22 protein-coding genes are annotated in these 25,558 nt (G+C 67.5%); 12 read left to right on the top strand and 10 right to left on the bottom strand.

From position 1 onward, the window contains the following. The first annotated feature begins 33 nt into the window (after positions 1-33). The 3 genes from ACZL02_RS14175 (at position 34) to ACZL02_RS14185 (ending at position 3,022) form a co-directional block, all read left to right on the top strand. The gene (locus ACZL02_RS14175; RefSeq protein WP_472936851.1) at positions 34-1,857 is read left to right on the top strand and encodes a methyl-accepting chemotaxis protein; all 1,824 of its coding nucleotides are present in this window, start codon (positions 34-36) and stop codon (positions 1,855-1,857) included. A gap of 245 nt (positions 1,858-2,102) precedes the next feature. Beyond that, positions 2,103-2,555, top strand: coding sequence for a MaoC family dehydratase (locus ACZL02_RS14180; RefSeq protein ID WP_472936850.1), 453 nt, complete (start codon positions 2,103-2,105; stop codon positions 2,553-2,555). Beyond that, on the top strand, positions 2,552-3,022 hold the full coding sequence (locus ACZL02_RS14185; RefSeq protein ID WP_472936849.1) for a MaoC family dehydratase: 471 nt from the start codon (positions 2,552-2,554) through the stop codon (positions 3,020-3,022). Before ACZL02_RS14180 ends, ACZL02_RS14185 begins: the two co-directional genes overlap by 4 nt. A 29-nt stretch (positions 3,023-3,051) precedes the next feature. Here ACZL02_RS14185 and ACZL02_RS14190 read toward each other — a convergent pair whose 3' ends face one another. The 6 genes from ACZL02_RS14190 to ACZL02_RS14215 form a co-directional block, all read right to left on the bottom strand. Continuing rightward, positions 3,052-3,603: an adenine phosphoribosyltransferase gene (locus ACZL02_RS14190; RefSeq protein ID WP_472936848.1), complete on the bottom strand. Its 552-nt coding sequence runs from the start codon at positions 3,601-3,603 to the stop codon at positions 3,052-3,054. 252 nt (positions 3,604-3,855) lie between these two features. Then, positions 3,856-4,656, bottom strand: a complete 801-nt coding sequence (locus ACZL02_RS14195; protein ID WP_472938093.1) for a cytochrome c1 — start codon at positions 4,654-4,656, stop codon at positions 3,856-3,858. A gap of 231 nt (positions 4,657-4,887) precedes the next feature. Next, positions 4,888-6,183, bottom strand: a complete 1,296-nt coding sequence (locus tag ACZL02_RS14200) for a cytochrome b (protein WP_472936847.1) — start codon at positions 6,181-6,183, stop codon at positions 4,888-4,890. 18 nt (positions 6,184-6,201) lie between these two features. Next, positions 6,202-6,762, bottom strand: coding sequence for a ubiquinol-cytochrome c reductase iron-sulfur subunit (petA, locus tag ACZL02_RS14205; protein ID WP_472936846.1), 561 nt, complete (start codon positions 6,760-6,762; stop codon positions 6,202-6,204). A 266-nt stretch (positions 6,763-7,028) separates the two neighbouring features. Then, the gene (locus ACZL02_RS14210; protein ID WP_472936845.1) at positions 7,029-8,909 is read right to left on the bottom strand and encodes an ABC transporter ATP-binding protein; all 1,881 of its coding nucleotides are present in this window, start codon (positions 8,907-8,909) and stop codon (positions 7,029-7,031) included. Next, on the bottom strand, positions 8,906-10,786 hold the full coding sequence (locus ACZL02_RS14215; RefSeq protein ID WP_472936844.1) for an ABC transporter ATP-binding protein: 1,881 nt from the start codon (positions 10,784-10,786) through the stop codon (positions 8,906-8,908). The genes ACZL02_RS14210 and ACZL02_RS14215 overlap by 4 nt, the downstream gene beginning before the upstream one ends. 152 nt (positions 10,787-10,938) lie before the next feature. Here ACZL02_RS14215 and ACZL02_RS14220 point away from each other — a divergent pair, with 152 nt between their 5' ends. From ACZL02_RS14220 to ACZL02_RS14230, 3 genes are all read left to right on the top strand, one after another. Beyond that, positions 10,939-11,412: a tRNA (cytidine(34)-2'-O)-methyltransferase gene (locus ACZL02_RS14220; RefSeq protein WP_472936842.1), complete on the top strand. Its 474-nt coding sequence runs from the start codon at positions 10,939-10,941 to the stop codon at positions 11,410-11,412. A gap of 80 nt (positions 11,413-11,492) precedes the next feature. Continuing rightward, on the top strand, positions 11,493-12,776 hold the full coding sequence (locus ACZL02_RS14225; protein WP_472936841.1) for a BtaA family protein: 1,284 nt from the start codon (positions 11,493-11,495) through the stop codon (positions 12,774-12,776). Continuing rightward, positions 12,773-13,426, top strand: coding sequence for a class I SAM-dependent methyltransferase (locus ACZL02_RS14230; protein ID WP_472936840.1), 654 nt, complete (start codon positions 12,773-12,775; stop codon positions 13,424-13,426). Before ACZL02_RS14225 ends, ACZL02_RS14230 begins: the two co-directional genes overlap by 4 nt. Positions 13,427-13,510: 84 nt before the next feature. Here ACZL02_RS14230 and ACZL02_RS14235 read toward each other — a convergent pair whose 3' ends face one another. Continuing rightward, on the bottom strand, positions 13,511-13,762 hold the full coding sequence (locus ACZL02_RS14235; protein WP_472936839.1) for a hypothetical protein: 252 nt from the start codon (positions 13,760-13,762) through the stop codon (positions 13,511-13,513). 215 nt (positions 13,763-13,977) lie between these two features. Here ACZL02_RS14235 and hemF point away from each other — a divergent pair, with 215 nt between their 5' ends. After that, a complete protein-coding gene (gene hemF, locus ACZL02_RS14240; RefSeq protein WP_472936838.1) occupies positions 13,978-14,883 on the top strand; it encodes an oxygen-dependent coproporphyrinogen oxidase in 906 nt (301 codons plus the stop codon). 799 nt (positions 14,884-15,682) lie between these two features. Further along, on the top strand, positions 15,683-15,859 hold the full coding sequence (locus tag ACZL02_RS14245) for a DUF1059 domain-containing protein (RefSeq protein WP_472936837.1): 177 nt from the start codon (positions 15,683-15,685) through the stop codon (positions 15,857-15,859). 123 nt (positions 15,860-15,982) lie between these two features. On the opposite strand, the gene ACZL02_RS14250 is transcribed toward ACZL02_RS14245, so the two are convergent. Genes ACZL02_RS14250 through ACZL02_RS14260 form a run of 3 tightly spaced genes read right to left on the bottom strand, consistent with a single transcriptional unit; the run spans position 15,983 to position 18,494 of the window. Further along, a complete protein-coding gene (locus ACZL02_RS14250) occupies positions 15,983-17,233 on the bottom strand; it encodes a CCA tRNA nucleotidyltransferase (protein ID WP_472936836.1) in 1,251 nt (416 codons plus the stop codon). Beyond that, complete coding sequence (locus ACZL02_RS14255) at positions 17,230-17,859, bottom strand: CoA pyrophosphatase (RefSeq protein ID WP_472936835.1); 630 nt, start codon at positions 17,857-17,859, stop codon at positions 17,230-17,232. Before ACZL02_RS14255 ends, ACZL02_RS14250 begins: the two co-directional genes overlap by 4 nt. Then, the gene (locus ACZL02_RS14260; protein WP_472936834.1) at positions 17,856-18,494 is read right to left on the bottom strand and encodes a DUF1285 domain-containing protein; all 639 of its coding nucleotides are present in this window, start codon (positions 18,492-18,494) and stop codon (positions 17,856-17,858) included. The genes ACZL02_RS14255 and ACZL02_RS14260 overlap by 4 nt, the downstream gene beginning before the upstream one ends. 159 nt (positions 18,495-18,653) lie before the next feature. On the opposite strand from ACZL02_RS14260, the gene ACZL02_RS14265 reads away from it, so the two are divergent. Genes ACZL02_RS14265 through ACZL02_RS14280 form a run of 4 tightly spaced genes read left to right on the top strand, consistent with a single transcriptional unit; the run spans position 18,654 to position 25,540 of the window. Continuing rightward, the gene (locus ACZL02_RS14265) at positions 18,654-19,664 is read left to right on the top strand and encodes an AAA family ATPase (protein ID WP_472938092.1); all 1,011 of its coding nucleotides are present in this window, start codon (positions 18,654-18,656) and stop codon (positions 19,662-19,664) included. Between the two features lie 4 nt (positions 19,665-19,668). Next, the gene (locus tag ACZL02_RS14270; RefSeq protein WP_472936833.1) at positions 19,669-20,586 is read left to right on the top strand and encodes a DUF58 domain-containing protein; all 918 of its coding nucleotides are present in this window, start codon (positions 19,669-19,671) and stop codon (positions 20,584-20,586) included. Continuing rightward, complete coding sequence (locus tag ACZL02_RS14275; RefSeq protein ID WP_472936832.1) at positions 20,583-23,465, top strand: DUF4159 domain-containing protein; 2,883 nt, start codon at positions 20,583-20,585, stop codon at positions 23,463-23,465. The genes ACZL02_RS14270 and ACZL02_RS14275 overlap by 4 nt, the downstream gene beginning before the upstream one ends. Then, complete coding sequence (locus ACZL02_RS14280; protein WP_472936831.1) at positions 23,462-25,540, top strand: hypothetical protein; 2,079 nt, start codon at positions 23,462-23,464, stop codon at positions 25,538-25,540. The genes ACZL02_RS14275 and ACZL02_RS14280 overlap by 4 nt, the downstream gene beginning before the upstream one ends. Positions 25,541-25,558 lie beyond the last annotated feature (18 nt).

The following is a 25,558-nucleotide window of genomic DNA, read 5'->3' on the forward strand; positions in this document are numbered from 1 at the left end:
TTTCGGACGCGCCGGAACCAGTAGGCAACGACCATGAAGATCAATCAGAAGCTATTCCTGACATTTGCCGCTCTCCTTGCCGTCATCGCGGTGGCAAATTCGCTGATCTATTATGGGATCGGATCATCGTCGGCAGCCCACGAAGCCAAATCGCAGAGCCTTCTGCAGACGATCCAGATCGAGAAGATGCGGGCAGCGCTGTACCGGCAGCAGAATGCCGTCGGCAACACCCTCGCGACCGGCGAGGAACGCTTCTCCAAGACATATGCCACGGCAAAGGCGGCCTTCCTGCAGGCCGGCGACAAGTTCATGGAAATGTCGCCGACACAGGAACAGAACAGCGGCGTCCTGCTGACCCGCGAGATCGTCAACAAGTGGTGGGCGGATGCAGGTGACGCGATGATCACCCTTGGGCGCGATCCGGCGACCCACGCCGCAGCGCTGCAGCTCGTCAAGCAGTTTCCTCTCGGCAAGGCCTATGACGCGATCGACGAGGTCGAGAAGCTGCAAGGCGAACGCGTGCTGGCGATGCAGGCCGAGGCCGAACGCGGCGAGAGCGCCATGCGCAAGGTGCTCGCCATTTCCTTTGCGCTCGTCGTCCTCGTGGCGGTCGCGATGGGTGTCGTCCTCTCGCGCTCGATCGCCAGGCCTGTCGTCCGCCTCACCGGCGCGATGCGGCGCCTCGCCACCGGCGACAATGCGACCGAGGTCCCCTTCCTCGCCCGCAAGGACGAGGTTGGTGAAATGGCCGAAGCGCTTCAGACCTTCAAGGCCGCAGCCTTGGAGAAGCTGGCGATCGAGGAGGAGGCGCATGTGGCGCGCCAGGCCAAGAAGACCCAGGACGAACGCCAGATCGCGCTCGACGGTGCCAAGGCCGAGGACCTCCTCGCCTTCGTCCATGCCGTCGAGCACGGGTTCAACGCGCTTGCGGAAGGCGATTTGACCATCCGCATGGATCAGGCGGTGGCCCCCGAATTCGAGCCGATCCGCGCCAAGTTCAACATCAGCGTCGAGAAGCTGGAAGACGCGATCGGCGGCGTCATCGGCGGTGTCTCCACGCTGCGCACGGGCCTCAGCGAGATCTCCGTCGCCTCCAACGACCTCGCCCACCGCACCGAGCAGCAAGCCGCCAGCCTCGAGGAGACGGTCGCGGCGCTGTCCGAGGTCACGCGCGGCGTCAACCAGACCGCGGAAGGCGCGGCACGGGCGCAGGTCGGCGCGCTCTCGGCCCAGAAGAAGGCCGAGAAGGGCGGCGAGATCGTCGGCAGCGCCGTCGAGGCCATGAGCCAGATCGAGCAGTCCTCCGACAAGATCGGCAAGATCATCGGGGTCATCGACGAAATCGCTTTCCAGACCAACCTCCTGGCCCTCAACGCGGGCGTCGAAGCCGCGCGCGCCGGCGAGGCGGGCCGTGGCTTCGCGGTGGTGGCGCAGGAAGTGCGCGGCCTTGCCCAGCGCTCGGCGGAAGCTGCCAAGGAGATCAAGGAGCTGATCTCGACGTCATCGGCCCAGGTCGAGCGCGGCGTCGCGCTCGTCACCGCCTCCGGCAAGTCGCTGGGCGAGATCGTCTCCGAGGTCGCCGACATGTCGAACGTCGTCGCCGAGATCGCCCGCAGCGCCAAGGAGCAGGCGGTCAGCCTGCGCGAGGTGTCGGCCGCCGCCGACCAGATGGACAAGGTCACGCAGCAGAACGCCGCAATGGTCGAGGAGGCGACGGCTGCCGCCCAGACGCTATCGAACGAGACCGACGACCTTGCCGCCATGGTCGAGCGCTTCCGCACTGCGACCGGCAAGGTTGCGCGGGGCCGAGGCCACGCGCAGTCGTCCGCCGGCTTCATCCCCAGCCGCGCGGCCTGAACCGCCCCCGCAAGACGGCGGACCGATTCTCCGTTCGCCGTCTTGCGCCCTCTCCTGACGGCGAGGGTGGCGGCGGCAGGAGAAAGCCAACCGTCCGAATGCCGTCACCAGCGGTCGACCGCGGGCGGCCCGGCTTCCCCCGTCTTCACCTACCGGATTGGACTGCCGCGGGAGGCGAATGCCATCCGGGGTTCGCCTTCGTGCCACCGGCGTCCTAAATGGAGGGCCGAGGCAGGAGGCAGGATATGCGGACATTCGAGGATTTCCCGGTCGGCGCGACCTTTGCGCTGGGCCCCTACCCCGTCAGCCGGGACGAGGTCATCGCCTTCGCCGAAGAGTTCGATCCGCAGCCCTTCCATCTCGACGACACCGCGGCGGAGGCCAGTCTTCTCGGCGGCCTGTCGGCGTCCGGCTGGCATTCCTGCGCGATGATGATGCGGATGATGGTCGACGGCTTCCTCGTCGGCTCGGCGGCCCAGGGCTCGCCCGGCGTCGACTACGTCAACTGGCTGAAACCTGTCCGGCCCGGCGACACGCTGTCGGGGACAATGACGGTGCAGGCGGCACGGGTCTCCGCCAAACGGCCGACACTCGGCGTTGCCAGATTGCACAACGCCATCCTGAACCAGAAGGGCGAGACCGTGCTGGAGACGGAATATACCGTCATGATCACCACGCGGGCGGGGCTCGGCGCATGATCTTCTGGGACATGTTCACCATCGGCGAGGTCCATGCGCTGGGCGCGTACACCTTCACCGAGGAAGAGATCCTGCGCTTTGCCCGCGCCTACGATCCCCAGCCGTTCCACGTCGATGCCGAGGCGGCCAAGACCTCGCTGCTCGGCGGGCTCTGCGCCTCAGGCTGGCAGACGGCCGCCGTGTTCATGAAGCTGAACGTCGCCTATACCCGCAAGCTCGCGGAGGATTTCGTGGCCGCAGGCCATCCGGCGCCGCGCACCGGCCCCTCCCCCGGGATCAAGGAGCTGCGCTGGCCCCGTCCGGTCTTCGCCGGTGATACGGTGAGCTATACGCTCGCCATCACCGGCAAGCGGGCATCGGCAAGCCGGCCCGGATGGGGCCTGATCGAGGCCCGCACCCTCGGGACGAACCAGCATGGCGAGCCGGTCATCAGCTTTCTCTCGTCCTGGTTCGCCGCCACCGACTGACGTCGCAGGAGGCCCGGCCCTTGACGCCTTCAGTGGCCGGCATAGGCGATGAGGCTGTGAACCTCGACGCCGAGCGCTTCGATCCGCCGCGCACCGCCGAGCTCGGGCAGATCGATGACGAAGGCGGCACCGACGATGTCGGCACCCAGCTGCCGCAACAGTTGGATCGCCGCGTCGGCCGTGCCGCCGGTGGCGATGATGTCGTCGGCGACCAGCACGCGCTCGCCGGGCACGATGGCGTCGGCATGCATCTCGATGGCGTCCACCCCGTATTCCAGCGCGTACTCGACGCTGACGGTGGCATGCGGCAGCTTGCCCCGCTTGCGGATCGGCACGAAGCCAGCGCCGAGCACCAGCGCCATCGCCCCGCCGAGGATGAAGCCACGCGCTTCGATCCCCGCAACCTTGCCGATCCGCGCCTCCCGATACGGCTCGCAGAGACGCTCGATCGACTGGCGAAAGGCGGCGGCGTCCGAGAGCAGCGTGGTGATGTCGCGGAACTGGATGCCGGGCTTGGGATAGTCGGGAATGGTGCGGATGGCGGCCGCGAGGGGATCCGGCGTGATCGTGGCAGAGCTCATGCGATGGCGTCCTGTTGCAGCTGGCGGCAGATCGACCGGCGCCCGACGGTGCTTCAATCGCGATACCCTCGCCCCGATCAAGCGCAATCGTCCATCCCGACACGCCCTCGTCCACGTCCGTCCGACGCTGACGAGGGGGGCAGTCTGAGTATGTACGAGCCGGTCGCCGCAGAGCTGCTGCAGCAGCTAAGCCCGCGCTCGCAACGAAAAAGGGGCCCAAAGGCCCCTTTCCCGTCATCGATAATTACACGTTCAGTGCGGTGTCGAGGCCCAGACGCGGCGCTTCACCAGGAAGAGCAGCACCGAGAACACCACCAGGAAAAGCAGCACGACGAGGCCCGTCTGCTTGCGGGTGACGAGGTGCGGTTCGGCGGTCCACATCAGGAAGGCCGAGACGTCCCGCGAGTACTGGTCGAGCGTCTGCGGCGTGGCGTCGTCATAGGTCACCTGATCGTCCGATATCGGCGGCGGCATGGCGAGCGCCGGACCGGCGATGAAGTGCGGGTTGTAATACGTCCCGTCCTGGATCGTGATCCCCGCCGGCGGCTCCTTGCCATAGCCGGTGAGCAGGCCGTGCACGTAGTCCGGACCACCTTCGGCGTATTGCGACCACGGGAAGATGTCGAGGACGAAGCGCGGGAAGCCGCGCTCGACAGCCCGAGCCTTTGCCATCAGCGACAGGTCCGGCGGCGCGGCACCGTTGTTGGCGGCAGCGGCCGCCTCATGGTTCGGATAGGGCGACGGAAAATAGTCCGACGGAATACCCGGGCGCTCGACGATCTCGCCGTCGGCGTTCGGATTCGGATCCGGCACGGTGTACTCGGCCGCGAACGCCTTGACCTGGTCGATGTTGTAGCCGAGCTCGCCGAGGTCGCGGAAGGCGACAAGGTTCATCGAATGGCAGGCCGAGCAGACTTCCTTGTAAACCTTCAGGCCGCGCTGCAGCTGGCCAACGTCCCACTTGCCGAAGGGGCCGGCAAAGGTCCAGTCCATCTCCGGCGGATGCTCGAGCGGGTAATGCGGCGTCGCATGCTCGCCCGCGCCTTCCGCCATCGGCGGGGCCGCGCCGCCCGTGCCGGTGTCGGCGGCAGCGCCAGGCGCCGGCGACTCGGGCGCCGAGGAGGTCGGCTCGGCCGCTGCGCCCGAAGGCGCAGCCGGTGCAGCGGCAGCAGGCGCCGCCGGTGCGGCGGCGTCCTGAGCAAAAGCTCCCGGCGCGAAGAATACGCTGGCAGCAAAGGCGGCAGTCAGAAGCTTGTTCATCTTGATCGATCCTGACGTCACCGTTCAGCCCTTCTTCTCGGGCGAAGCCGCCGCGCCAGCCGGCAGCGTGCTGCCGCCGTGCTTGGCCAGGATCGCATCGGTGATGGACGCGGGAAGCTTCCTCGGCGTCTCGATGAGACCAAGAACCGGCAGCACGATCAGGAAGTGGCCGAAATAGTAGATCGTGCCGATGAGCGCGAGGGTCGGATAGACCCCTTCCGCCGGACGCGAGCCGAGCCAGCCGAGGATCACGGCGTTCACCGCGAAGATCCAGAAGAAGATCTTGTACATCGGGCGATACGAGGTGGACCGGACGCGGCTGGTGTCGAGCCAAGGCACGAAGAACAAGACGATGATCGAGCCGAACATCACCAGAACGCCGCCGAGCTTGGAGTCGATCGGACCGATGTCGAAGGTGATGGCGCGAAGCATGGCGTAGAACGGCAGGAAGTACCATTCCGGCACGATGTGCGCGGGCGTCTTCAGCGAGTCGGCCTGAATGTAGTTGTCGGGATGGCCCATGTAGTTGGGCAGGAAGAACACGAAGTAGACGAACACCGCGAGGAATACGGCCATCGCGAGGCCGTCCTTGGTGGTGGCGTGCGGCGTGAACGGCACGGTATCCTTGGTGGTCTTGATCTCGACGCCGGTCGGGTTGGTCTGGCCGGTCACATGCAGCGCCCAGACGTGCAGGATGACGACGCCGGCGATCATGAACGGCAGGAGGTAGTGCAGCGAGAAGAAGCGGTTCAGCGTCGCGTTGTCGACGGCAAAGCCGCCGAGCAGCAGCTGTTGGATCGGCTGGCCGATACCGGGGAAGGCGGTAAAGAAGCCGGTGATGACCGTCGCACCCCAGAAGCTCATCTGACCCCAGGGCAGGACGTAGCCCATGAAGGCGGTGGCCATCATCAGGAGGAAGATGATCACGCCAAGGATCCACAGCACTTCGCGCGGCTGCTTGTAGGAGCCGTAGTAGAGACCGCGGAAGATGTGGATGTAGACGGCGATGAAGAAGAACGAGGCGCCGTTGGAATGCATGTACCGGAGCATCCAGCCCCAGTTCACGTCACGCGCGATCTTCTCGACGGAGACGAAGGCGATCCCCGAATTGGCCGCGTAGTGCATGGCCAGGACGACGCCCGTCAGGATCTGAAGGACCAGGAACAGCGCCAGGATGCCGCCGAAGGCATAGGCGTAGTTCAGATTGCGCGGCACCGGGAAGGCGACGAAGCTATCGTACATGAGACGCGGCAGCGGCAGCCGCGCGTCCAGCCAGCGCATGACGCCGTTTTCCGGCACGTAGGAAGAATGACCACTCATTGAAACGTTCCCCCCAGATCAGCCGATGCGCACGGTCGTGTCGGATATGAATGCAAATGGCGGAATCGCCATGTTCTCCGGCGCCGGGCCCGAGCGGATGCGACCCGCTGTATCGTAAGTCGAGCCGTGGCACGGACAGAACCAGCCGTCGTAGGCACCGGCCTGGCCGAGCGGGATGCAGCCGAGATGCGTGCACACGCCAACCATCACCAGCCACTGCTCCTTGCCGACGGCGGCGCGGTTGGCGTCGCTGGCATCGGCATCGGAGGGAAGGTTGGCATTGCGCGAGACCGGATCCTTTAGATCGGCCATCGTGACGTTCTTGCCTTCCTCGACTTCCTTGGCGGTGCGCTGGCGAATGAACACCGGCTTGCCGCGCCACTTGGCGGTGATCGACTGGCCCTCGGCCACCTGGCTCACATCGACCTCGATCTCGGCGAGCGCCAGCGTGCCGGCGTCCGGGTTCATCTGGTCGATGAAGGGCCAGACGGCGAGCCCGGCGCCCACGACGCCGACGGCGCCGGTCGCGATGTAGAGAAAGTCCCGCCGGGTCGGTGCGGTGGTATCGTTAGCGCTCACGAACGGGGGCTCCTTCATCGAATTCGTCAGTCCCTGGACGGCTTACCGGGAGAATTCTCGTGTCGTCCACGCCCGATCCTGCCGGTTTCAACGGTCAGATCACGCCATGGTTTTGGAGGCGTTCTAGGCAGAAGGACTGGCCTTGTCCAGACGGGAAGCCCGCCGAACGGCAACGTGTCGCGGTTTCGCCGTGCATTCGTCGAAACTTCGCTCGATTGTTGCTGCAGAGACGCGGGTCGGGCACGCCACGCCGCCATTCCATGCTTCTACTTCGCCGCCTCGCTGTCGAGAAATCCGCCGGACTGCCGTGCCCAGAGTTCGGCATAGAGGCCGCCGCTGCGGATCAGTTCCTCGTGCGTCCCCTGCTGCACGATCCGCCCCTCGTCGAGGACGATTAGCCGGTCCAGCGCGGCGATGGTCGAGAGCCGGTGGGCGATGGCGATGACCGTCTTGCCCTCCATCATCTCCGAGAGATTCTCCTGGATCGCCGCCTCGACCTCCGAGTCCAGCGCAGACGTCGCCTCGTCCAGAACCAGGATCGGCGCGTTCTTCAGGAGGACGCGGGCGATGGCGATGCGCTGGCGCTGCCCGCCCGACAGCTTGATGCCGCGCTCGCCGACATGGGCGTCATAGCCGGCGCGGCCAGCCGGATCGCGCAGCCCCGGAATGAACCCCTCGGCATTCGCCCGCGCGGCCGCCGACAGCACCTCGTCCTCGTCGGCATCGGGCCGGCCGTAGGCGATGTTGTCGCGGATCGAGCGGTGGAGCAGCGAGGTATCCTGGGTCACGACGCCGATGTGCTCGCGCAAGGAGGCTTGCGTCACGCCGGCAATGTCGACCCCGTCGATCAGGATGCGGCCGTCCTCGACGTCGTAGAGCCGAAGCAGAAGGTTGACGAGCGTCGTCTTGCCGGCGCCCGAACGGCCAACCAGCCCGACCTTTTCGCCGGCAGCGATGGTCAGCGAGAGCCGGTCGATGACGCCGGAACCCTTGCCATAGTGGAAGACGACGTTGTCGAAACGGATCTCGCCGCGTGGCACCGCGAGATCCCCCGCATCCGGCCGATCGACGAGGCCTGGCAGCTTGGTGACGGTCACCACCGCATCCTGAATGGTGCCGTAGTTGCGCACCAGCCCGTTGATGTTGAACATCATCCAGCCCGACATCTGGTTGAGCCGCAGCACCAGCCCGAGCGCGGTGGCGACGCCGCCTGCGCTGACGCTGCCGGCCTGCCAGGCGAGGACGGCGAGCGTTCCGATGGCGGTCATCATCACCCCGTTCAGCACGGCGACGGCGGTGCGGACCGAGGTCAGCGCGCGCGTCAGCCGGCGCACCGAGCCGAGGAACAGGCGGAAGCCGTCCTTGACGAAGGCATCCTCGTTGCGGGCGCTGTCGAAGAGTTTGACGGAGAGGATGTTGGTGAAGCTGTCGACCACCCGGCCCGAGACCACCGAACGGGCATCCGCGGTCGCCCGGCCGTAGCGACGGATCTTCGGCAGGAGCGTGCGCACGATCCAGACATAGCCGAGCGACCAGAACACCAGCACCACCGCCATCCAGGGGTCGAGCGCGCCGAGGATGGTGACGGAGAGGATGACGAAGGTGACGAAGGACCAGAAGGTCTGCAGCGTGGTGATGATGAAGTCGCCGGTCGCCTCGCCGACCTGCTGCACTTTCTGGGCGATGCGGCCGGCGAAATCGTTCTGGAAGAAGGTATAGGGCTGCTCCATCAGGCGGCGGTAGGCTTGCCACCTCACGCGGTTGTAGAAGCTCGGCGAGATCACCTGCTCTTCCAGCACCGACGCGACGAAGAGGATCAGCGAGCGGCCGATGAGCGTGATGAAGGCCAGCCAGAACAGCAGCCAGCCGTGATCGGCCACCAGCGTCGCCGGCGTCGAGCTCGACAGCGCATCGATGACCCAGCCGACGCCGGTATAGAGCACGGCCTCGACGCCGCCGGTCAGCCCGCCGGTCACCAGCAGGCCGAGGAACGGCCACTTCGCCTGCTTGGCGAAGTGCCAGATGAAGCGGTTGGTTTCCGCCGGCAGCGGGGAAAGCTGGCCGATCCGCCGCGTCTCGGCCGCATCGTCGTCATCGGCAAAGGGCTCGATGACGTTCTCGAAGCGCTGCAGGAACCGGTCCATCATCGAGACGCCGACGCCTCCCCTGCCGCGTCGCTGCCGACGTCGATGAAGCCGCCGACCTGCCGGTTCCACAGCTGGGAATACAGCCCGCCGGTCGACAGCAGTTCCGCGTGGCTTCCCTCCTCGACGATCCGGCCCTGGTCGAGCACGATCAGCCGGTCGAGCGCGGCGATGGTGGAAAGCCGGTGGGCGACGGCGATGACGGTCTTGCCTTCCATCAGCTTGTAGAGGTTTTCGGCGATCGCGGCCTCGACCTCGGAGTCCAGCGCCGAGGTGGCCTCGTCCAGCAGCAGGATCGGCGCGTCCTTCAGCATGACACGGGCGATGGCGATGCGCTGGCGCTGGCCGCCGGACAGCTTGACGCCGCGCTCGCCGACCTCGGCGTCGAGGCCATGACGTCCGTCGATGTCGGAAAGGCGCTCGATGAAGCCGACAGCTTCCGCCCGCTCGATCGCGCGGCGCACGTCGGCTTCGCTGGCATCCGGCCGGCCGTAGAGGATGTTCTCGCGGATCGAGCGGTGCAGCAGCGAGGTGTCCTGCGTCACCATGCCGATCTGGCCGCGGAGCGAGGCCTGCGTCACGCCGGCGATGTCCTGGCCGTCGATCAGGATGCGGCCGGACGGCAGGTCGTAGAAACGCAGCATCAGGTTGAGCAACGTGGTCTTGCCCGCGCCGGATCGGCCGACGAGCCCGATCTTCTCGCCCGGCCGGATGGTCAAGAAGAAGCCATCGACGACGGGTCCGGCCTGCCGATGCGGTTTGTCGGAGCCATAATGGAAACTGACATTCTCGAATCGCACCTCGCCGCGGGCGACCGCGAGCGGCTTGGCCGCCGGCTTGTCTTCCAGCACCACGGGCAGAGTGAAGGTCGAGATACCGTCGCGGATCGTGCCGATGTTCTCGAACAGCGCCGAGACCTCCCACATGATCCACTGCGACATGCCGTTGAGGCGCAGCACCAGGCCGACGCCGACCGCGATGGCGCCGACGGAAATGAACTCCCCGAGCCAGAGCCAGATGCCGAGCCCGCCGACGCCGAGCAGCAGCATCGAGTTGAGGAGGTAGAGGCAGGTGAAGAAGGTGTTGATCAGCCGCGCCTGGCCGTAGGCGGTGCCGAGGAAGCCGGTCATCGAATCGCGGGCGTGGTCGGCCTCGCGCCTTGTGTGCGCAAAGAGCTTCACCGTGCCGATGTTGGCGTAGGCATCGACGATGCGGCCGGTCATCTCGGCGCGGGCATTCGCCTGGCTCATCGCCACGGTCATCAGCCGCGGGATGAAGTAGCGCAGCATCAGGATGTACAGCACCAGCCAGGTGGCGAAGGGGATCACCAGCACCAGGTCGGCGCTGGCGATCAGAAAGACGATGCCGGTGAAGTAGACGGCGACATAGAGCAACACGTCGATCGACTTGACGATCGTCTCGCGCAGCGCGATCGCCGTCTGCATCAGCTTGGTCGAGATGCGGCCGGCGAACTCGTCCTGGAAGAAGCCAAGCGACTGGTCGAGCAGCCAGTTGTGCACGATCCAGCGGAACCGCATCGGAAAATTGCCGAACATCGCCTGGAAGCCGACGAGGGATTCGAGGAAAACCAGCCCCGGCAAGGCGATCGCGATGATGAAGGCCATGCCGGCGAGCTTCCAGCCCTGGTCGGCCAGGAACGTCTCGCGGGAGGTGGCCGACAGCCAGTCGACGATCTGGCCGAGGAAGCCGAACAGCGACACCTCGATGATCGAGACGATCGACGTCAGCACGGCCAGCGCCAGCAGCAGCGGCCAGACCGGACGGGCATAGTGCCAAATGAAGCGCGGCAGGCTGGAGGGCGGATTGCCCATCCGCTCTGGCGGGAACGGATCGACGAGCCGCTCGAAGAAAGAGAACATGCGGAAATTTCCTGATCGGCACGGACGGGGGGCGCAAGGCATGCCCGTGATCGGGGGCTGTCGGGCCGGGCTAGGCTGCTGATATAGGAGCGCGTCCGTCGACGTCACCGAAAACCGTCATCACGTCGGCAATACTTCCCTATTGGATCCGCATGGCCCTGACGCTCGCCCTCTACCAACCCGACATCGCCGGAAATACCGGCGCCGTTCTCCGGCTCGGTGCCTGCCTCGGCGTCGACGTGTCGATCATCGAGCCGACCGGGTTCGACATGTCCGACCGCGCCCTGAAGCGCTCCGGCATGGACTATCTCGCGATGGTGTCGCTGACCCGGCACGTCGATTTCAAGGCGTTCGAGCGCTGGCGGGCCGAGACCGGGAGGCGCCTGGTGCTGTTCACCACCGCCGGCGCTGCGTCCTACACGGACATCGCCTACCGGCCCGACGACATCCTAATGTTCGGCCGCGAAAGTGCCGGCGTGCCGGAAGCGGTACACGGCGTCGCGGACCTCCGCGCCACGATCCCGATGGTCGACGGCGCGCGCTCCCTCAATCTCGCTGTGTCCGCGGGCATGGCAGCCGGCGAGGCCTTGCGGCAGGTGCGGACAGGCGCGCACGGCGTGACATAAAACTGTTAGCCGCCGGGGCTAGTCAGGTCGCAGTCGGGAGCCGCGTGTCGCGCTCCGCGCCATCTTCGGGAGGCTGCCGCATGCCAAGACCTCAGGCGATCGATTTGGCGCAGGATCTCGCCCCCCGTCTGGGCACCAGCCCGGCTATAGACCGGCGGCCGGCGGCGAAGATCCGCACAGCGGTGCACCGGGCGCGGGCCTGGTCGAAGGAGGGTCTCCTCGAGCGCGCCTTCACCACGCTGTTCAGCGGCCTCGTCTACCCGCAGATCTGGGAAGATCCGGTGGTCGACCTTGCCGCGCTCCAGCTTGGGCCGGACAAGCGGATGATCACCATCGCCTCCGGCGGCTGCAACGTGATATCCTACCTCACCGCCGACCCGAAGGAGATCATCGCCGTCGATCTCAACGCGCACCACGTGGCGCTGACCCGGCTGAAACTCGCGGGCGCCAAGCATTTTCCGAACTACGCGACCTATTTCCGCTTCTTCGGACGGGCGAACGACAGCGCGAACATACAGGCCTACCGCAGCTTCCTGCGCGACGAACTCGACCCGGTCACCGCGGCCTACTGGAACCACCGCGACCTGATGGGCCGGCCGCGCGTGCGGCTGTTCGCCGAGAACATCTACCGACACGGCGTTCTCGGCCGCTTCATCAAGCTCGGCCATGTCGGCGCGCGGCTGTCGGGGGTCAAACTCCAGCCGCTGACCGAAATGCGCAGCCTCGCCGAGCAGCAGGCCTATTTCGACCAGGTGATCGCACCGCTGTTTGAGAGGAAGTCGGTGCGCTGGCTGACCTCGCTGAAAGCCTCGCTGTTCGGCCTCGGCATCCCTCCGGCGCAATACGATGCGCTGGCCGGCGGCGACGAAATGGCCGACGTGTTGAAGCAGCGGCTGGAAAAGCTGATCTGCGGCTTCCCGATCGAGGACAACTACTTCACCCACCAGGCGCTCGGCCGCGCCTATGCCGCGGGCGATGCCGGTCCGCTGCCGCTCTACCTCCAGAGCGCGCATTTCGGCGCCATCGCCGCCCGCACCGACCGCGTCTCGGTCGTCCGGCAGTCCTTCACCGAGCGGCTGGCGGAGGAACCGGCCGAAAGCCTCGACGGCTACGTTCTCCTCGACGCGCAGGACTGGATGACGGATGACCAGCTGAACGCGCTCTGGCGCGAGATTCTGCGCACCGCGAGGCCCGGTGCCCGGGTGATCTTCCGCACGGCCGGCGAGCCGAGCATCCTGCCCGGCCGAGTCGACGACGCCATCCTCGCGCGCTGGGACTATCGTCGCGACGAGTCCGAAGCCTTCTGCCGGGCCGACCGCTCGGCGATCTACGGCGGCTTCCACCTATACGTCCGCCAGGCATGAGCCGCGTCGCCGGCGGCCATTCCGCCTTGATGGACGCGGTCTACCGCCGACAGCGGCACATCTACGACGCCACCCGCAAATACTACCTGCTCGGCCGCGACCGGCTGATCGAGGAGCTGGCGCCGCCGGCGGGGGGCTCGGTACTCGAGGTCGGCTGCGGCACCGGCCGCAACCTGATCCTCGCCGCGCGCCGATACCCGGCAACGCGGTTCCACGGCATCGACATCTCCGAGGCGATGCTGGCGACGGCCTGGGCGAATGTCGCGAGGGCCGGGCTCAGCGACAGGATCACCCTGGCGCAAGGCGACGCGACGGCATTCGATCCTGCGGCGCTGTTCGGGCGGCAGGCGTTCGACCGGGTCTTCATCTCCTACGCCCTGTCGATGATCCCGGACTGGCGCGCCGCCATCACCGCCGCGGTCGCCGCAACCGGCGCCGACGGGCGCCTGCATGTCGTCGACTTCGGCCAGCAGGAGCGCCTGCCGCCGGCGGCTCGCCGGATCCTGCAGGCCTGGCTGCGCCAGTTTCACGTGACGCCTCGGCCGGATCTGGCGGAGGTGCTCCGGGATGCAGCGACGGTTGTCGGAGCGGATCTCGTCCAGACCCCGGTTTTCCGCGGCTACGCCTGGCTTTTCACCCTCCGCCGCTAAAATGCCTCTCGCATTGGCCCTGCAGAAGTGGTCGGGCCGCTAGGAAAAGCCGCGCCCCGGCATTGCCGACGCCCGTCCGCAAAACTAATCGGCGGTCGGCAGGCGGCGCATGGTGAACTCTACCTCGTCGCCCGGCAGCAAGCGCCAGCTCTCGACCGAGGTCCAGTAGGCGGCCTTGGGATAGCGGTCGAACCATTCGCGCGCCTTGGTCCGGGCCGCATCGCGCGGCAGCGTGTAGGTCTCGCGAACGAAGCTGCACGTCCCGGTCGCCTGACGGCGCCGGTTCTCTTGGAGCTGTCGGGCGAGGCCATCCAGCGGCGGGCGGGGAAAGCTCATGGCGCGCGTTCACTCATTACACGTCTCCGGCAGAGAATAGCGCTGGCGCCGGCATATTGCGAATCGAAATCGGTGCGCGCGGCCTCCCCGCCCCGCTCGCCGGTCTTCCGCCGGTCGACGCTTCCTGTTAGGCGCTTGGGTCGGTAAATTCTGCGAGATGCCGGCTGCACGGCGGACAAGGCAGAGGCCGGTTCGAGACGCTTGAGGAACAGACGATGGAACGTCCCCAGTTGCCGGAAGGCCTGCCCGAGAACATCGAGGCCAAGAAGCAGGCCGCGCGCGAATGGTTCGAGACGCTGCGGGACAAGATCTGCGAAGGCTTCGAGGCGCTCGAGGACGCCTTCGTGCCCGAGGGCGAGACGGCCGGTCGTTTCGTGCGGACGCCCTGGGCCCGCAAGGAAGAGGGCGGCGGCGGCGTGATGTCGATGATGCACGGCTCCCTCTTCGAGAAGGTCGGCGTCCACACCTCGACGGTGCATGGCGAGTTCTCCCCGGAGTTCCGCAGCCAGATCCCCGGGGCGGAGGAGGATCCGAGTTTCTGGGCGTCGGGCATCTCGCTGATCGCCCACATGCGCAATCCCAATGTGCCGGCCGTGCACATGAACACCCGCATGGTCGTGACCTCCAGCCAGTGGTTCGGCGGCGGCGCCGACCTGACGCCGACGCTCGACCGCCGGCGGACCCAGGAGGACCCGGACACCCGCGCCTTCCACAAGGCGATGCAGTTCGTCTGCGACCGGCACAACGGCGTCGCCGACTATCCCACCTACAAGCAGTGGTGCGACGAATACTTCTTCCTGCCGCACCGCAACGAGGCCCGCGGCGTCGGCGGCATCTTCTACGACTGGCTGCATTCGCCGGAAGAGAAAGGCGGCTGGGACGCCGACTTCGCCTTCACCCGCGATGTCGGCAAGGCCTTCCTCGTCGCCTACTCCCACATCGTCAAGCAGAACGCCGGACTGCCCTATACCGAGGAAGACCGCGACGAGCAGCTGGTACGCCGCGGGCGGTATGTCGAGTACAACCTGCTCTACGACCGGGGCACGACTTTCGGGCTGAAGACGGGCGGGAATGTCGATTCCATCCTCTCCTCCATGCCACCCCTGGTGAAGTGGCCCTGAACAGATCGTTAGGCGCGACCCAAAATTGGCGCCGGACACAACCCAGACTTTAAGCTTGTCCGGTCGGCTTCAATCGATTTTATGCCGGCGGGCCGAATTGACACGTCCTGGGTGCGGACGGATAACTGAAACTACTTCGGAGCCGCATAATTCCGAGTATTTCTAGTTATTCTCTCGCATCGGGATCTCTCCATGTCAGCGATATCTTGCCCTGTGTGCAGCGGCGCTGCTTCAGATCATTACGAGACCCCGGATGCCGCGATCTGCTGCCGTTGCGAAGACTGCGGCAGCTTCGTCGTTTCCGAGGCCAGCGCCATGTCGCTCGGACGATACAGTGGCACCATGCGGCGGGGTTTGCTGAGCGCCGCGATCCAGCGCACGCCGGCTGGCGCCCTGCCGGTCATCTCGCACGTCGACTGACGCCGTTTCGTCATCCGCGGCGCAAGGTCCTCTTCGCAAACCCTTTTTGCCACATTGGAGCACCCCGTCGTCCGCGAAACGCTACGTCTTCCGCTTGAACCCGGCGACGCCGCACATCGCTCTGGTTTCAATGATCGCAGGCTCATTTTTCGGCGGGCCACGACCTAGCTTCGAGAAAGCCGGCATCCCGGATCGATCGCTGGCGGCAGTCCGATAAGGCCCGGGCTTAAATAATCTTCTTGGACTTATCCATCCCGACACCTTCTTTTCATGGGGTTGCTTGGTGGCGCCGCAATTAGTTCTTGTCTACGGCTGGAACAATTGCGTATTCCATGCCTTCTAGGCATGGCACGTTGCCGAGCCTATGGGAGGAAACGCAATGTACGAACTGAATTGCGCCGGTGTAATTCCAGGGTGCGAGCGCATCATTCGGGCCGATAGCCCAGCCGAGGTCATTCGCCGCGCCGTCATGCAGGCCCGCCAGCTGGGGGTCGACCGGATCACGCCATCGATGATGGACAGCTTCCGCGCCGGGACACAGGAACTTCGCAACTGAAAGCCTGATCTCGCGAGCGACCCGGATGACAGGACAGAGCGGGCCGAAAGGCCCGCTTTTTTGTGTCTCCGCAGGGGTCCTCGTCTCTTGAAATTCCCCGTCGCTCAGGTTTTCACCCGTCGCTCAGGCTTTCAGTTGTCCGAGCAGCTTTTCGCGGGAGAGCATGAACCCGCTTTCCACCCAGGCAAGTTTCAGGGCCTGCAGCGCGGCGCCGAGTTCCTTGCCGGGTGTCATGCCCAAGGCCTGCAGATCGGCGCCGCTCACCGGAAAGGCAGGCGGGTCGAAACTCTCTGCGGCCTTCAGAAGGCGTGCATAGCCGGACGTCGCACCCGCCGCATCGAGCCCCTTGGCGGCCGATACGGCCAGTTGCTGACGCAACCGGTCGACGACCCCGCCCCGCTCCGCGACGTAGAGTTTCAGCCGGAACGCGGCCTCTGTCTGGTCGCCGGCGATCGCTCCGGTCTCGGCAAAGACGTTGAGCCGGTCGCGGTCGATGTTGGAGAGCTTCAGCCGTGCCGACAGCTCGGCGAGGCGCGGGGCATCCGGCGGGACGATGCACTCCAGCCGCAGCAGCGGATCGGCCGGCCAGCCGTTCAGCTTTTCAGCCGCCATCAGCCCGTGGATGCCGTCGATCCCCCAGCGTTCGCTCTCCGGCAGGATCAAGGTGAGGACGCCCGTCTGGCGCATCCAGAGCAGAGCGCGGGACGGGTCGGGGGCGGAGAGCAACTTGCGCAACTCACCCCAGACGCGTTCGGCGGAGAGCTTTGCGAGGCCGCCCTTCAGGCGTGTCGAAGCCCGCAGCCCGTCGCTGTCCGGCCGGCCCTCGCCATACCAGGCGAAGAAGCGGAAGAAGCGCAGGATTCGCAGATAGTCCTCCTCGATCCGCGCCGAGGCGTCGCCGATAAAACGCAGCGTCCGGCGCTCGATGTCGGCGAGGCCCCCGACGAGATCGACGACCGCACCGTCGGCGTCGCAGTAGAGCGCGTTGATGGTGAAGTCGCGCCGCTCGGCGTCGGCCTGCCAGTCGCGGCCGAAAGCGACGACGGCATGCCGGCCGTTGGTCTCGACGTCGCGCCGCAAGGTGGTCACCTCGAAGGGCCGGCGGTTGGCGATCACCGTCACGGTGCCATGTTCGATGCCGGTCGGCACCGTCTTGAAACCGGCCGCAGCGGCACGGGCGATGGTGACCTCGGGCACGCAGGTGGTCGCGATGTCGATGTCCGAGACCGCCTTGCCAAGGATGGTGTTGCGGATGGCGCCGCCGACGACGCGCGCCAGCTCTTCCTCGCCACCGTCGGCACCCGGCCCGGAGAGCGCTGCGAGCAAGCGTTGCAGGTCGGCGTCGCGGAGCCAGTCGGCATCGATCCGTGTCATGCGTAGAGCCTTTCATAGAGCGTCCGGATGATGCCGGCGGTGACGCCCCAGATGCGGCGATCGCCGAAAGGCATCACGTAGTAGTGCCGTTCCCGGCCCTGCCAGACCCGGCTTTCGCTGAAATGGTTGGCGGCGTCCATCAGGAAATCCAGCGGCACCTCGAAGACGTCGGCCACTTCCTCCGGGTTGGGCGTCAGCGTGAAGCCCGGCCGCACCAAGGCCAGAACCGGGGTGATCCGGAAGCCTGTGCTGGTGGAATAATGCGGCAGCCGGCCGAGCGGCTCGACGAAGCCGGCCTCGAGCCCGATCTCCTCGAAGCTTTCCCGCAAGGCCGCCGCCTCCGGAGAGGCATCGCCGGGATCGATCGAGCCGCCGGGAAAGGCGATCTGGCCGGCGTGCTGGCGCAGCGTGCTGGCGCGCATCGTCAGGATGACGCCCGCCGAATGGCCGCGATCGACGATCGGCACGAGGACCGCGGCGGCCCGCGCGGAGCGGGTCTCCGCCAGCTGCTCGATGTCCGGATTGAGGACGTGGTCGCCGGCTTCCTCCTCCGTCTCCCCGCCGCGAAGAACCCGCGCGCGAAAGTCGTCAGCCGTGAAGCCCGGAGCGGACGACCGGATGCTCATTCGAGAAGACCCGCCGGCAGCACGAAACGGGCGCCGCCCGAGCGGATAAAGCCGACGCCGTCCTCGCCGGTCTCGACAAAGTCGGCGAGATCGAAGGCGAGCGCGCGCGTCAGCTTCGCCTCCAGTCGGCCGCGAACCAGGACGTAGGGCGTGAAGCCGCCCCCGCCGTCGACGGCGAACCGCAACGGGTTGGCCGGACCGGCTGCGACGATATCGCCCACATTGGTGCGGAAGGAGAGCACCGGCTCCCCGCCATCGGCGTCGCGGCTCATCTCGACGGCGATGAACGGCGCATCCTCGACGGCGATCGAAAGCTTCTCGACCGGCGTCACCAGATGGGTCGTCCCGTCCGAATCCTTGCGCAGGACGCTCGAGAACAGGCGCACCAGTGCCGGCCGGCCGATCGGCGAGCCCTGGTGGGTCCAGGAACCGTCGGCCCGAATCGCCATCTCGCTGTCGCCGCAGTGCGCCGGGTGCCAGGTCTCCACCGGCGGCGCGCCCTTGCCTGCGCGCTCGGCCCGTGCGACCAGCGCGGCAAGGCCCGGCGAAACGCTGTTGTGATGGTCGGCGATCTCGGCTCTCCCGTGCTGTCGCAGCTTTCCGCGAATGTGGTGGCGCCGCCACGCCGGTTCCATGTCTTATTTTGGCCGGGCTTCCCGGTCACGAGATAGTTGCGTCCCGGCGGCTTGCCAGGATAACGCCCAGCAGATTTCATGGGTAAGCGGCCGCACCGGCCGGCACCCTCTTTGCGGCCCATGCCAGCCGTCTGCCAGACAGTGGAGTTCTCCATGACGATGCATGCGCCCCAGGATTCGGTACTCGACGCGGACGGCATCGTCGCCCTGGCCGAACATGCCCTCGCCGACATCGCCCGCGTAAAGGAGTCGGTTGGTCGCGTCATCTTCGGTCAGGAGAGCGTCGTCGAGCAGACGATCATCGCAATCCTCGCCGGCGGCCATGCCCTCCTGGTCGGCGTTCCCGGTCTCGCCAAGACCAAGCTCGTCGATACGCTCGGCGTCTCGCTCGGGCTCGACGCGCGCCGCATCCAGTTCACGCCCGACCTGATGCCGTCGGACATCGTCGGCTCGGAGGTGATGGACCAGGACGAGGCCGGGCGCCGGTCCTTCCGCTTTTTGCGCGGCCCGGTCTTCGCGCAGCTGCTGATGGCCGACGAAATCAACCGCGCCTCGCCGCGCACCCAGTCCGCGCTGCTGCAGTCGATGCAGGAATACCATGTGACCGTCGCCGGCATGCGCCACGACCTGCCGGCGCCGTTCCATGTGCTGGCGACGCAGAACCCGCTGGAGCAGGAGGGCACCTATCCCCTGCCCGAGGCCCAGCTCGACCGCTTCCTGATGCAGGTGGACGTGCTCTATCCCGACATCGACGCCGAGCGCCGGATCCTCACCGCCACGACCGGCGCGATCGAGGACAAGGCGATCCCGGTGCTGACGGCCGAGCGGCTGCGCGAGATCCAGCTGCTGGTGCGGCGCATGCCGGTCCCGGAGAGCGTGGTGGAGGCGATTCTTCAGCTGGTGCGCTCCGCCCGTCCCGGCCACGGCAACAAGGAAGCCGACGCCCATATCGCCTGGGGCCCCGGCCCCCGTGCCAGCCAGGCGCTGATGACCTGCGTGCGCGCCCGCGCGCTCTACGAGGGACGCCTCGCGCCTTCGGTGGACGATGTGATGGCGCTGGCGGAGCCGATCCTGCAGCACCGCATGGCGCTGAATTTCTCGGCCCGCGCCGAGGGGATGACGGTGCGCGACGTCGTCGCCGCGCTGAAGCGCGACGCAGCGAAGGGCTAAGCGATTGACCATCGGCCAGACGGTCGACCTCACCGGTTCCGCCGATGCACTGACGCGCGCCCGCCAGCGGGCGGCCCTGATGCCCGACCTCCTGGTGGAGGCACGCCGCGTCGTCGCCACCGTCATCGCCGGCTGGCACGGCCGCCGCCGCCGCGGCATCGGCGAGAATTTCTGGCAGTTCCGCCCCTTCGTAGAGGGCGAGCAGGTCTCGCGTATCGACTGGCGCCGCTCGGCCCGCGACGACAGCCTCTACCTGCGCGACCAGGAATGGGAGGCGGCGCAGACCGTCTGGCTCTGGGCCGACCCCTCGCCGTCGATGCTCTACCGCTCCGATGCCGCGGCGGTATCGAAGGAGTCGCGCGCGCTCGTTCTGGTGCTGGCGCTGGCCGACCTGCTCTCCGGTTCCGGCGAGCGGATCGGCTATCCCGGCGTGATCGATCCGATCTCCGCCCGCAATGGCGCCGAGCGCATCGCCGCGGCGCTGGTCACCGGCCGCCCCGGCGGCTTCCCGCCGGACGACCGCCTGAAGCGCTTCAGCGAAGTGGTGCTGGTCAGCGACTTCCTCGATCCGCTGGACGAGATCCTCGAGCGCGTCGACCGCATCGGGCGGCGCGGCATTCGCGGCCATCTCGTCGCGATCGCCGATCCGGCCGAGGAAACCTTCCCGTATGCCGGACGCACCGAGTTCCGCGACCCCGAGACCGGCGCGAAGCTCACCGCCGGCCGGGCGGAACTGTTGCGTGCGGACTATGAGCGGCTCTACCGCGCACGGCGTGATACGATCGGCGAGCACTGCCGCCGGCTCGGCTGGAGCTTCATCTCGCACCGGACCGACCGGCTGGCGTCCGAGGCGCTGGTCGCGGTGCACAGCCGACTGAGCGGCATGCCGCAGGCCGTGGCCAAGCGCGGGGTCCCCGCATGATCGGCGGTCTGAGCTTCGGCGCGCCGCTGGTGCTGTTCGGCCTTCTGGCGCTGCCGGTGATCTGGTGGCTCCTGAAACTGACCCCGCCCCGGCCGCAGACCGAACCCTTTCCGCCGCTGAAGATCCTCGCCGAGGTTTTGAAGCACCAGGAAACGCCGGCGAAGAGCCCGTGGTGGCTGACGCTGCTGCGGCTGCTGCTGGCCGCGCTGATCATCCTGGCGCTGGCAGCGCCCGTGCTGAACCCCCGCGAAGGCCTCCTGTCCGGCAGCGGCCCGCTTGCGGTGATGGTCGACAATGGCTGGGCCAGCGGTGCCAACTGGGAAGCCCAGCGCGATGCCGCCGAGGCGCTCGTGCAGGATGCCGCCCAATCCGGCCGCCCCGTCTCGCTCACCTTCACGGCCGACGGCCCGACCGACGATGCGACGCCCGTCGAGGCCAGCACCGCGCTCGAGCGCATCGCGGCCGCGACGCCCCGCCCGATCCCGACCGACCGACCCGCCGCCGTCGCCCGCCTGACGACGGCTCTCGCGGGCAACCCGCCCGGTTCGGTCGCGCTCCTCAGCGACGGCATCGACAGCGACGGCGCCCCTGCCGCGCTGAAGGCGCTCGGCAGCCTCGGCGCCGGACAGACGATCTACTACCGGCCGGAGATCGCGGGTCTCGTCGGCCTGACGCGAACCGACAATGCCACCGACGCGCTGGTGATCCAGGGCGTACGGCCCGAAGCCGGCGCCGCCGCATCGTTCGCACTGCGGGCCGTCGATGCCCAGGGCCGGGCGATCGGCACTGCCGCCCTGGCCTTCACCGCCGATGCCACCACCGGGGAAGCGCGCTTCACCATTCCCGTCGAACTGCGCAACGACATCGCCCGCCTCGAGCTCGAGGGCGCGACGACGGCGGGCTCGGTGCGGCTCGTCGACGACAGTTTCCGGCGGCGCCGTGTCGGTCTCGTCTCCGGCGAGGCGGCCGATGCCGCGCAGCCACTGCTGTCGCCGCTCTACTACATCAGCCGGGCCCTCGAGCCCTTCGCCGACGTGGTGCGCGCGGACAGCGCCGATCTCGGCACCGCCATCCCCGCGATGATCGCCCGCAAGCCGTCGGTCATCGTTCTCGCCGACATCGGCGTCATGCCGGCGGCAGCGCGGACGGCGCTGACCGAGTTCGTCGACAAGGGCGGCTTCCTGCTGCGCTTTGCCGGCCCCCGGCTGGCGGCGACCACCGGCGAGGATACGCTGGTGCCGGTGCGGCTGCGCAGCGGCGAGCGCCAGCTCGGCGGCGCCCTGTCCTGGGCGCAGCCGCAAAAGATCGCGCCGCTGACGCCGACGAGCCCGCTGGCCGGCATCGCCATCGGCGAGGACGTCACCGTCTCCCGCCAGATCCTCGCCGAGCCCTCCGTCGACCTTGCCGACCGAACCTGGGCAAGCCTCGCCGACGGCACGCCGCTGATTACCGCCGGCCCGGTCGGCGCCGGCACGATCGTGCTGTTCCACGTTACCGCCGAGGCGACCTGGTCGAACCTGCCGATCTCCGGCGCCTTCGTCGACATGCTCCGCCGCATCGTCACTCTGTCGCGCTCCACCGGCCCGGCGGCAGTCGGCGGCACCCCGGGCGAGCCCGCAGCAGCTGCGCAGAGCCTTCCGCCCTACCGGTTGATGGACGCAGAGGGACGGCTGGCGGCACCCGGCCCCGACGCCGAGCCGTTGACCATCGCTGCCGACGCGGCACCGTCAGTTTCACGCCGGAACCCGCCCGGCCTCTACGGCACCGAGGAAGGATACGCCGCCTTGAACCTTCTTGCGCCCAACGCCGTGCTGCGGCCGCTGGCGGAAAGCGATTTCGGCGTGCCGCTGGTGCAGCGCGGCTACGCCCGTGCCGATACCCTCGATCTGACCCCCTGGCTTCTGGCCGCCGCCCTCGCGCTGTTCGCCGTGGATGCGCTGGCCCTGTTGTGGCTGAACGGCGTCATTTCCCGGCTCGGCCGACGGAGTGCCGGACGGCGGGGCGCCGTTGCGCCTGCCATCGCGGTCCTCGCTTTCGGTCTGGCTCTCGGTCTTGGCGGAACCGGCAAGGTCTTCGCGCAGCAACAGAGTGCCCCTGCCGCCGCGCGTTCCGCCGATGATGCCGAGCGCGCGAAGGCCGCGATCGCGGCGACCGAGACGACGCACCTTGCCTATGTCGAGACCGGTGACGGCAGCGTCGACGAGATCTCGCGCCGCGGCCTCGACGGACTGTCGCAGTTCATCGCCGCCAAGACCGCGCTGGAGCCGGGGCCGGCCGTCGGCGTCGACATCGCCCGCGACGAACTCGCCTTCTATCCCATCCTCTACTGGCCGATCGATGCAGCGGCGGCGATGCCGGACGCCGCCGCCGTCAGCCGGGTCGACGCCTACATGAAGCAAGGCGGGACGGTGCTCTTCGACGTCAAGGACGACGATCTATCGTCGCTGACCTCCACCGCCGTATCGCCCGGTCAGCGCCGCCTGCGCGACATCCTCGCCGACCTCGACATCCCGCCGCTGGAGCCGGTCCCTTCGGATCACGTGCTGACGAAATCCTTCTACATCATGGACGCGTTTCCCGGCCGTCACTCCGGCGGGGAGCTCTGGGTCGAGGCGCTGGTGCGCGATCCCAACGCGGAAAGCCGTCCGGCGAACGCCGGCGACGGGGTCTCGTCGATCATGATCACGTCCAACGACATGGCCAGCGCCTGGGCGGTCGATGATGCCGGGCTGTTCCTCTATCCGACCGATTCCAGCGATGCGTCGCAGCGCGAATATGCCTACCGGGCCGGCGTCAACATCGTGATGTATGTCCTCACCGGCAACTACAAGGCCGACCAGGTGCACGTGCCGGCTCTGCTCGAGAGGCTCGGCCAATGACCTGGTCCATCGACTTCGCGCCCTTCTTCTCCTGGACGGTGCTGGCCATTCTTGCGGTTCCGGCGCTGCTTCTGGCGCTGGCGCTCGTCTTCGCACGGTTGCGCGGCTCGCTGCTGCGCGTTGTCGCCATCGCGGCGCTGATGCTGGCACTGCTGAACCCGGTCGTGCTGCGCGAAGAGCGTGACCCGCTGAAGAGCGTCGTGGCGCTCGTCGTCGACGATAGCCAGAGCCAGACCATCGGCCAGCGAACCGCCGAGACGACGGCAGCGGTCAAGGCCCTGCAGGACAGCCTGGCCCGCTTCCCCGAGTTCGAGGTCCGGACCGTCAACGCCAAATCCGGTGCCGCCAATGCCGACGACGCGACGACGGCGCTGTTCGGCGCGCTGGGCTCGGCGCTCTCGGACGTCGCGCCGACGCGGGTGGCCGGCGCCATCATGGTCACCGACGGGCAGATCCACGACATCCCCGCCGCAGCCAGTGCGCTCGGCTTCGATGCCCCGGTGCACGGCCTCGTCACCGGCCGGCCCGACGAGTTCGACCGGCGCATCGAGATCACCACCAGCCCGCGCTTCGGCATCGTCGAGCAGGACCAGAAGCTCGCTTACCGCGTCATCGAGGACGGACCGCGGGCATCGGCCACGCCGGTCGAAGTCCGCGTCTTCCTCAACGGCGACCTGATCGGCCGACAGCAGGCGCGGCCGGGTACTCTCGAAAGCTATGACTTTAAACTGCCGCGCGCCGGCAAGAACATCGTCGAGCTCTCGGTCGCCCGCGACCCCGACGAGATCACGCCGATCAACAACCGTGCCATCGCGGTGGTCGACGGCATTCGCGAGAACCTGCGCGTGCTGCTCGTCTCCGGCGAGCCACATGCCGGCGAGCGGACCTGGCGCAATCTTCTGAAATCGGACGCGTCGGTCGATCTCGTCCACTTTACCATCCTGCGCCCGCCGGAAAAGCAGGACGGCACGCCGATCGACGAGCTGTCGCTGATCGCCTTCCCGACGCGTGAGCTCTTCGTCGAGAAGATCGATGATTTCGACCTCATCATCTTCGACCGCTACCAGCAGCGCGGCGTGCTGCCGGCGCTCTATTTCGACTACATCTCGCAATATGTGCAGAACGGCGGCGCGATGCTGATCGCCTCCGGCCCGGAATATGCCGGTGACGACTCCGTCGCCTCGACCTCGCTGGCCTCGATCCTGCCGGCGTTGCCGACCGGCGAGATCGACGAGGTGCCGTTCCGCCCGGCTTTGTCCGAGCTCGGCAAGAAGCACCCGGTGACGCGCGACTTGCCCGGCTCCGACCAGACCCCGCCGGCCTGGAGCGAGTGGTTCCGCTCCATCGGCGTCGGCGAGCCGCGCGGCGAGACCGTGATGACCGGCCCCGACAACAAGCCGCTGCTGGTGCTGGAGCGCGCCGGCGAGGGCCGCGTCGCGCTGCTCCTGTCGGACCAGGGCTGGCTCTGGTCGCGCGGCTTCGAGGGCGGCGGCCCGCATGTCGCCCTGTTCCGCCGGCTAGCGCACTGGCTGATGAAGGAACCGGAACTCGACGAGGAGGCGCTGAACGCCGAGGCGCGGGGCACGGACCTCATCATCACCCGCCAGACGATCGGTGACGATCCGGGTCCCGCAACGGTGGTGACGCCATCCGGCAAGGCGGAGCAGGTTCCGCTGACGCGCATCGGCGAGGGCCAGTGGCAGGGCGCGCTGAAGACGGAAGAGCTCGGGCTTTTCCAGGCGGCGAATGGCGAGTTGCGGACGCTGGCGAATGTCGGCCCGGTGAACCCGCGCGAATACCGCGAGGCCGTGTCGACGACGGCGAAACTCCAGCCCATCGCCGACGCGACCCGCGGCAGCGTCCGCCGCATCGCCGCCGACGGCACCGTTGGAGTGCCGCGGATCGTGCCGGTCAGCGGCCGGGCGGATGCGGAGGGGCGGGACTGGATCGGCTTGAAGACGACGGACGAGACGGTGCTACGCGGGGTCGAGCGGACGCCGCTGTTTGCCGGCTTCCTCGGTCTGGCGGTTCTTCTCCTGGCGATCTCCGCAACCTGGTTCCGCGAGGGTCGCTGACACCCGGCAAACCAGAGC

This window comes from Mesocryomonas fontinalis (assembly GCF_055730125.2).

Coding starts and splice junctions, on each gene's coding strand:
- ACZL02_RS14175 (WP_472936851.1), top strand. CDS start 34: ATGAAGATCAATCAGAAGCTATTCCTGACATTTGCCGCTCTCCTTGCC.
- ACZL02_RS14180 (WP_472936850.1), top strand. CDS start 2,103: ATGCGGACATTCGAGGATTTCCCGGTCGGCGCGACCTTTGCGCTGGGC.
- ACZL02_RS14185 (WP_472936849.1), top strand. CDS start 2,552: ATGATCTTCTGGGACATGTTCACCATCGGCGAGGTCCATGCGCTGGGC.
- ACZL02_RS14190 (WP_472936848.1), bottom strand. CDS start 3,603: ATGAGCTCTGCCACGATCACGCCGGATCCCCTCGCGGCCGCCATCCGC.
- ACZL02_RS14195 (WP_472938093.1), bottom strand. CDS start 4,656: ATGGCGGAAGGCGCGGGCGAGCATGCGACGCCGCATTACCCGCTCGAG.
- ACZL02_RS14200 (WP_472936847.1), bottom strand. CDS start 6,183: ATGAGTGGTCATTCTTCCTACGTGCCGGAAAACGGCGTCATGCGCTGG.
- ACZL02_RS14210 (WP_472936845.1), bottom strand. CDS start 8,909: ATGATGGACCGGTTCCTGCAGCGCTTCGAGAACGTCATCGAGCCCTTT.
- ACZL02_RS14215 (WP_472936844.1), bottom strand. CDS start 10,786: ATGTTCTCTTTCTTCGAGCGGCTCGTCGATCCGTTCCCGCCAGAGCGG.
- ACZL02_RS14220 (WP_472936842.1), top strand. CDS start 10,939: ATGGCCCTGACGCTCGCCCTCTACCAACCCGACATCGCCGGAAATACC.
- ACZL02_RS14225 (WP_472936841.1), top strand. CDS start 11,493: ATGCCAAGACCTCAGGCGATCGATTTGGCGCAGGATCTCGCCCCCCGT.
- ACZL02_RS14230 (WP_472936840.1), top strand. CDS start 12,773: ATGAGCCGCGTCGCCGGCGGCCATTCCGCCTTGATGGACGCGGTCTAC.
- ACZL02_RS14235 (WP_472936839.1), bottom strand. CDS start 13,762: ATGAGCTTTCCCCGCCCGCCGCTGGATGGCCTCGCCCGACAGCTCCAA.
- hemF (WP_472936838.1), top strand. CDS start 13,978: ATGGAACGTCCCCAGTTGCCGGAAGGCCTGCCCGAGAACATCGAGGCC.
- ACZL02_RS14245 (WP_472936837.1), top strand. CDS start 15,683: ATGTACGAACTGAATTGCGCCGGTGTAATTCCAGGGTGCGAGCGCATC.
- ACZL02_RS14250 (WP_472936836.1), bottom strand. CDS start 17,233: ATGACACGGATCGATGCCGACTGGCTCCGCGACGCCGACCTGCAACGC.
- ACZL02_RS14255 (WP_472936835.1), bottom strand. CDS start 17,859: ATGAGCATCCGGTCGTCCGCTCCGGGCTTCACGGCTGACGACTTTCGC.
- ACZL02_RS14260 (WP_472936834.1), bottom strand. CDS start 18,494: ATGGAACCGGCGTGGCGGCGCCACCACATTCGCGGAAAGCTGCGACAG.
- ACZL02_RS14265 (WP_472938092.1), top strand. CDS start 18,654: ATGCATGCGCCCCAGGATTCGGTACTCGACGCGGACGGCATCGTCGCC.
- ACZL02_RS14275 (WP_472936832.1), top strand. CDS start 20,583: ATGATCGGCGGTCTGAGCTTCGGCGCGCCGCTGGTGCTGTTCGGCCTT.
- ACZL02_RS14280 (WP_472936831.1), top strand. CDS start 23,462: ATGACCTGGTCCATCGACTTCGCGCCCTTCTTCTCCTGGACGGTGCTG.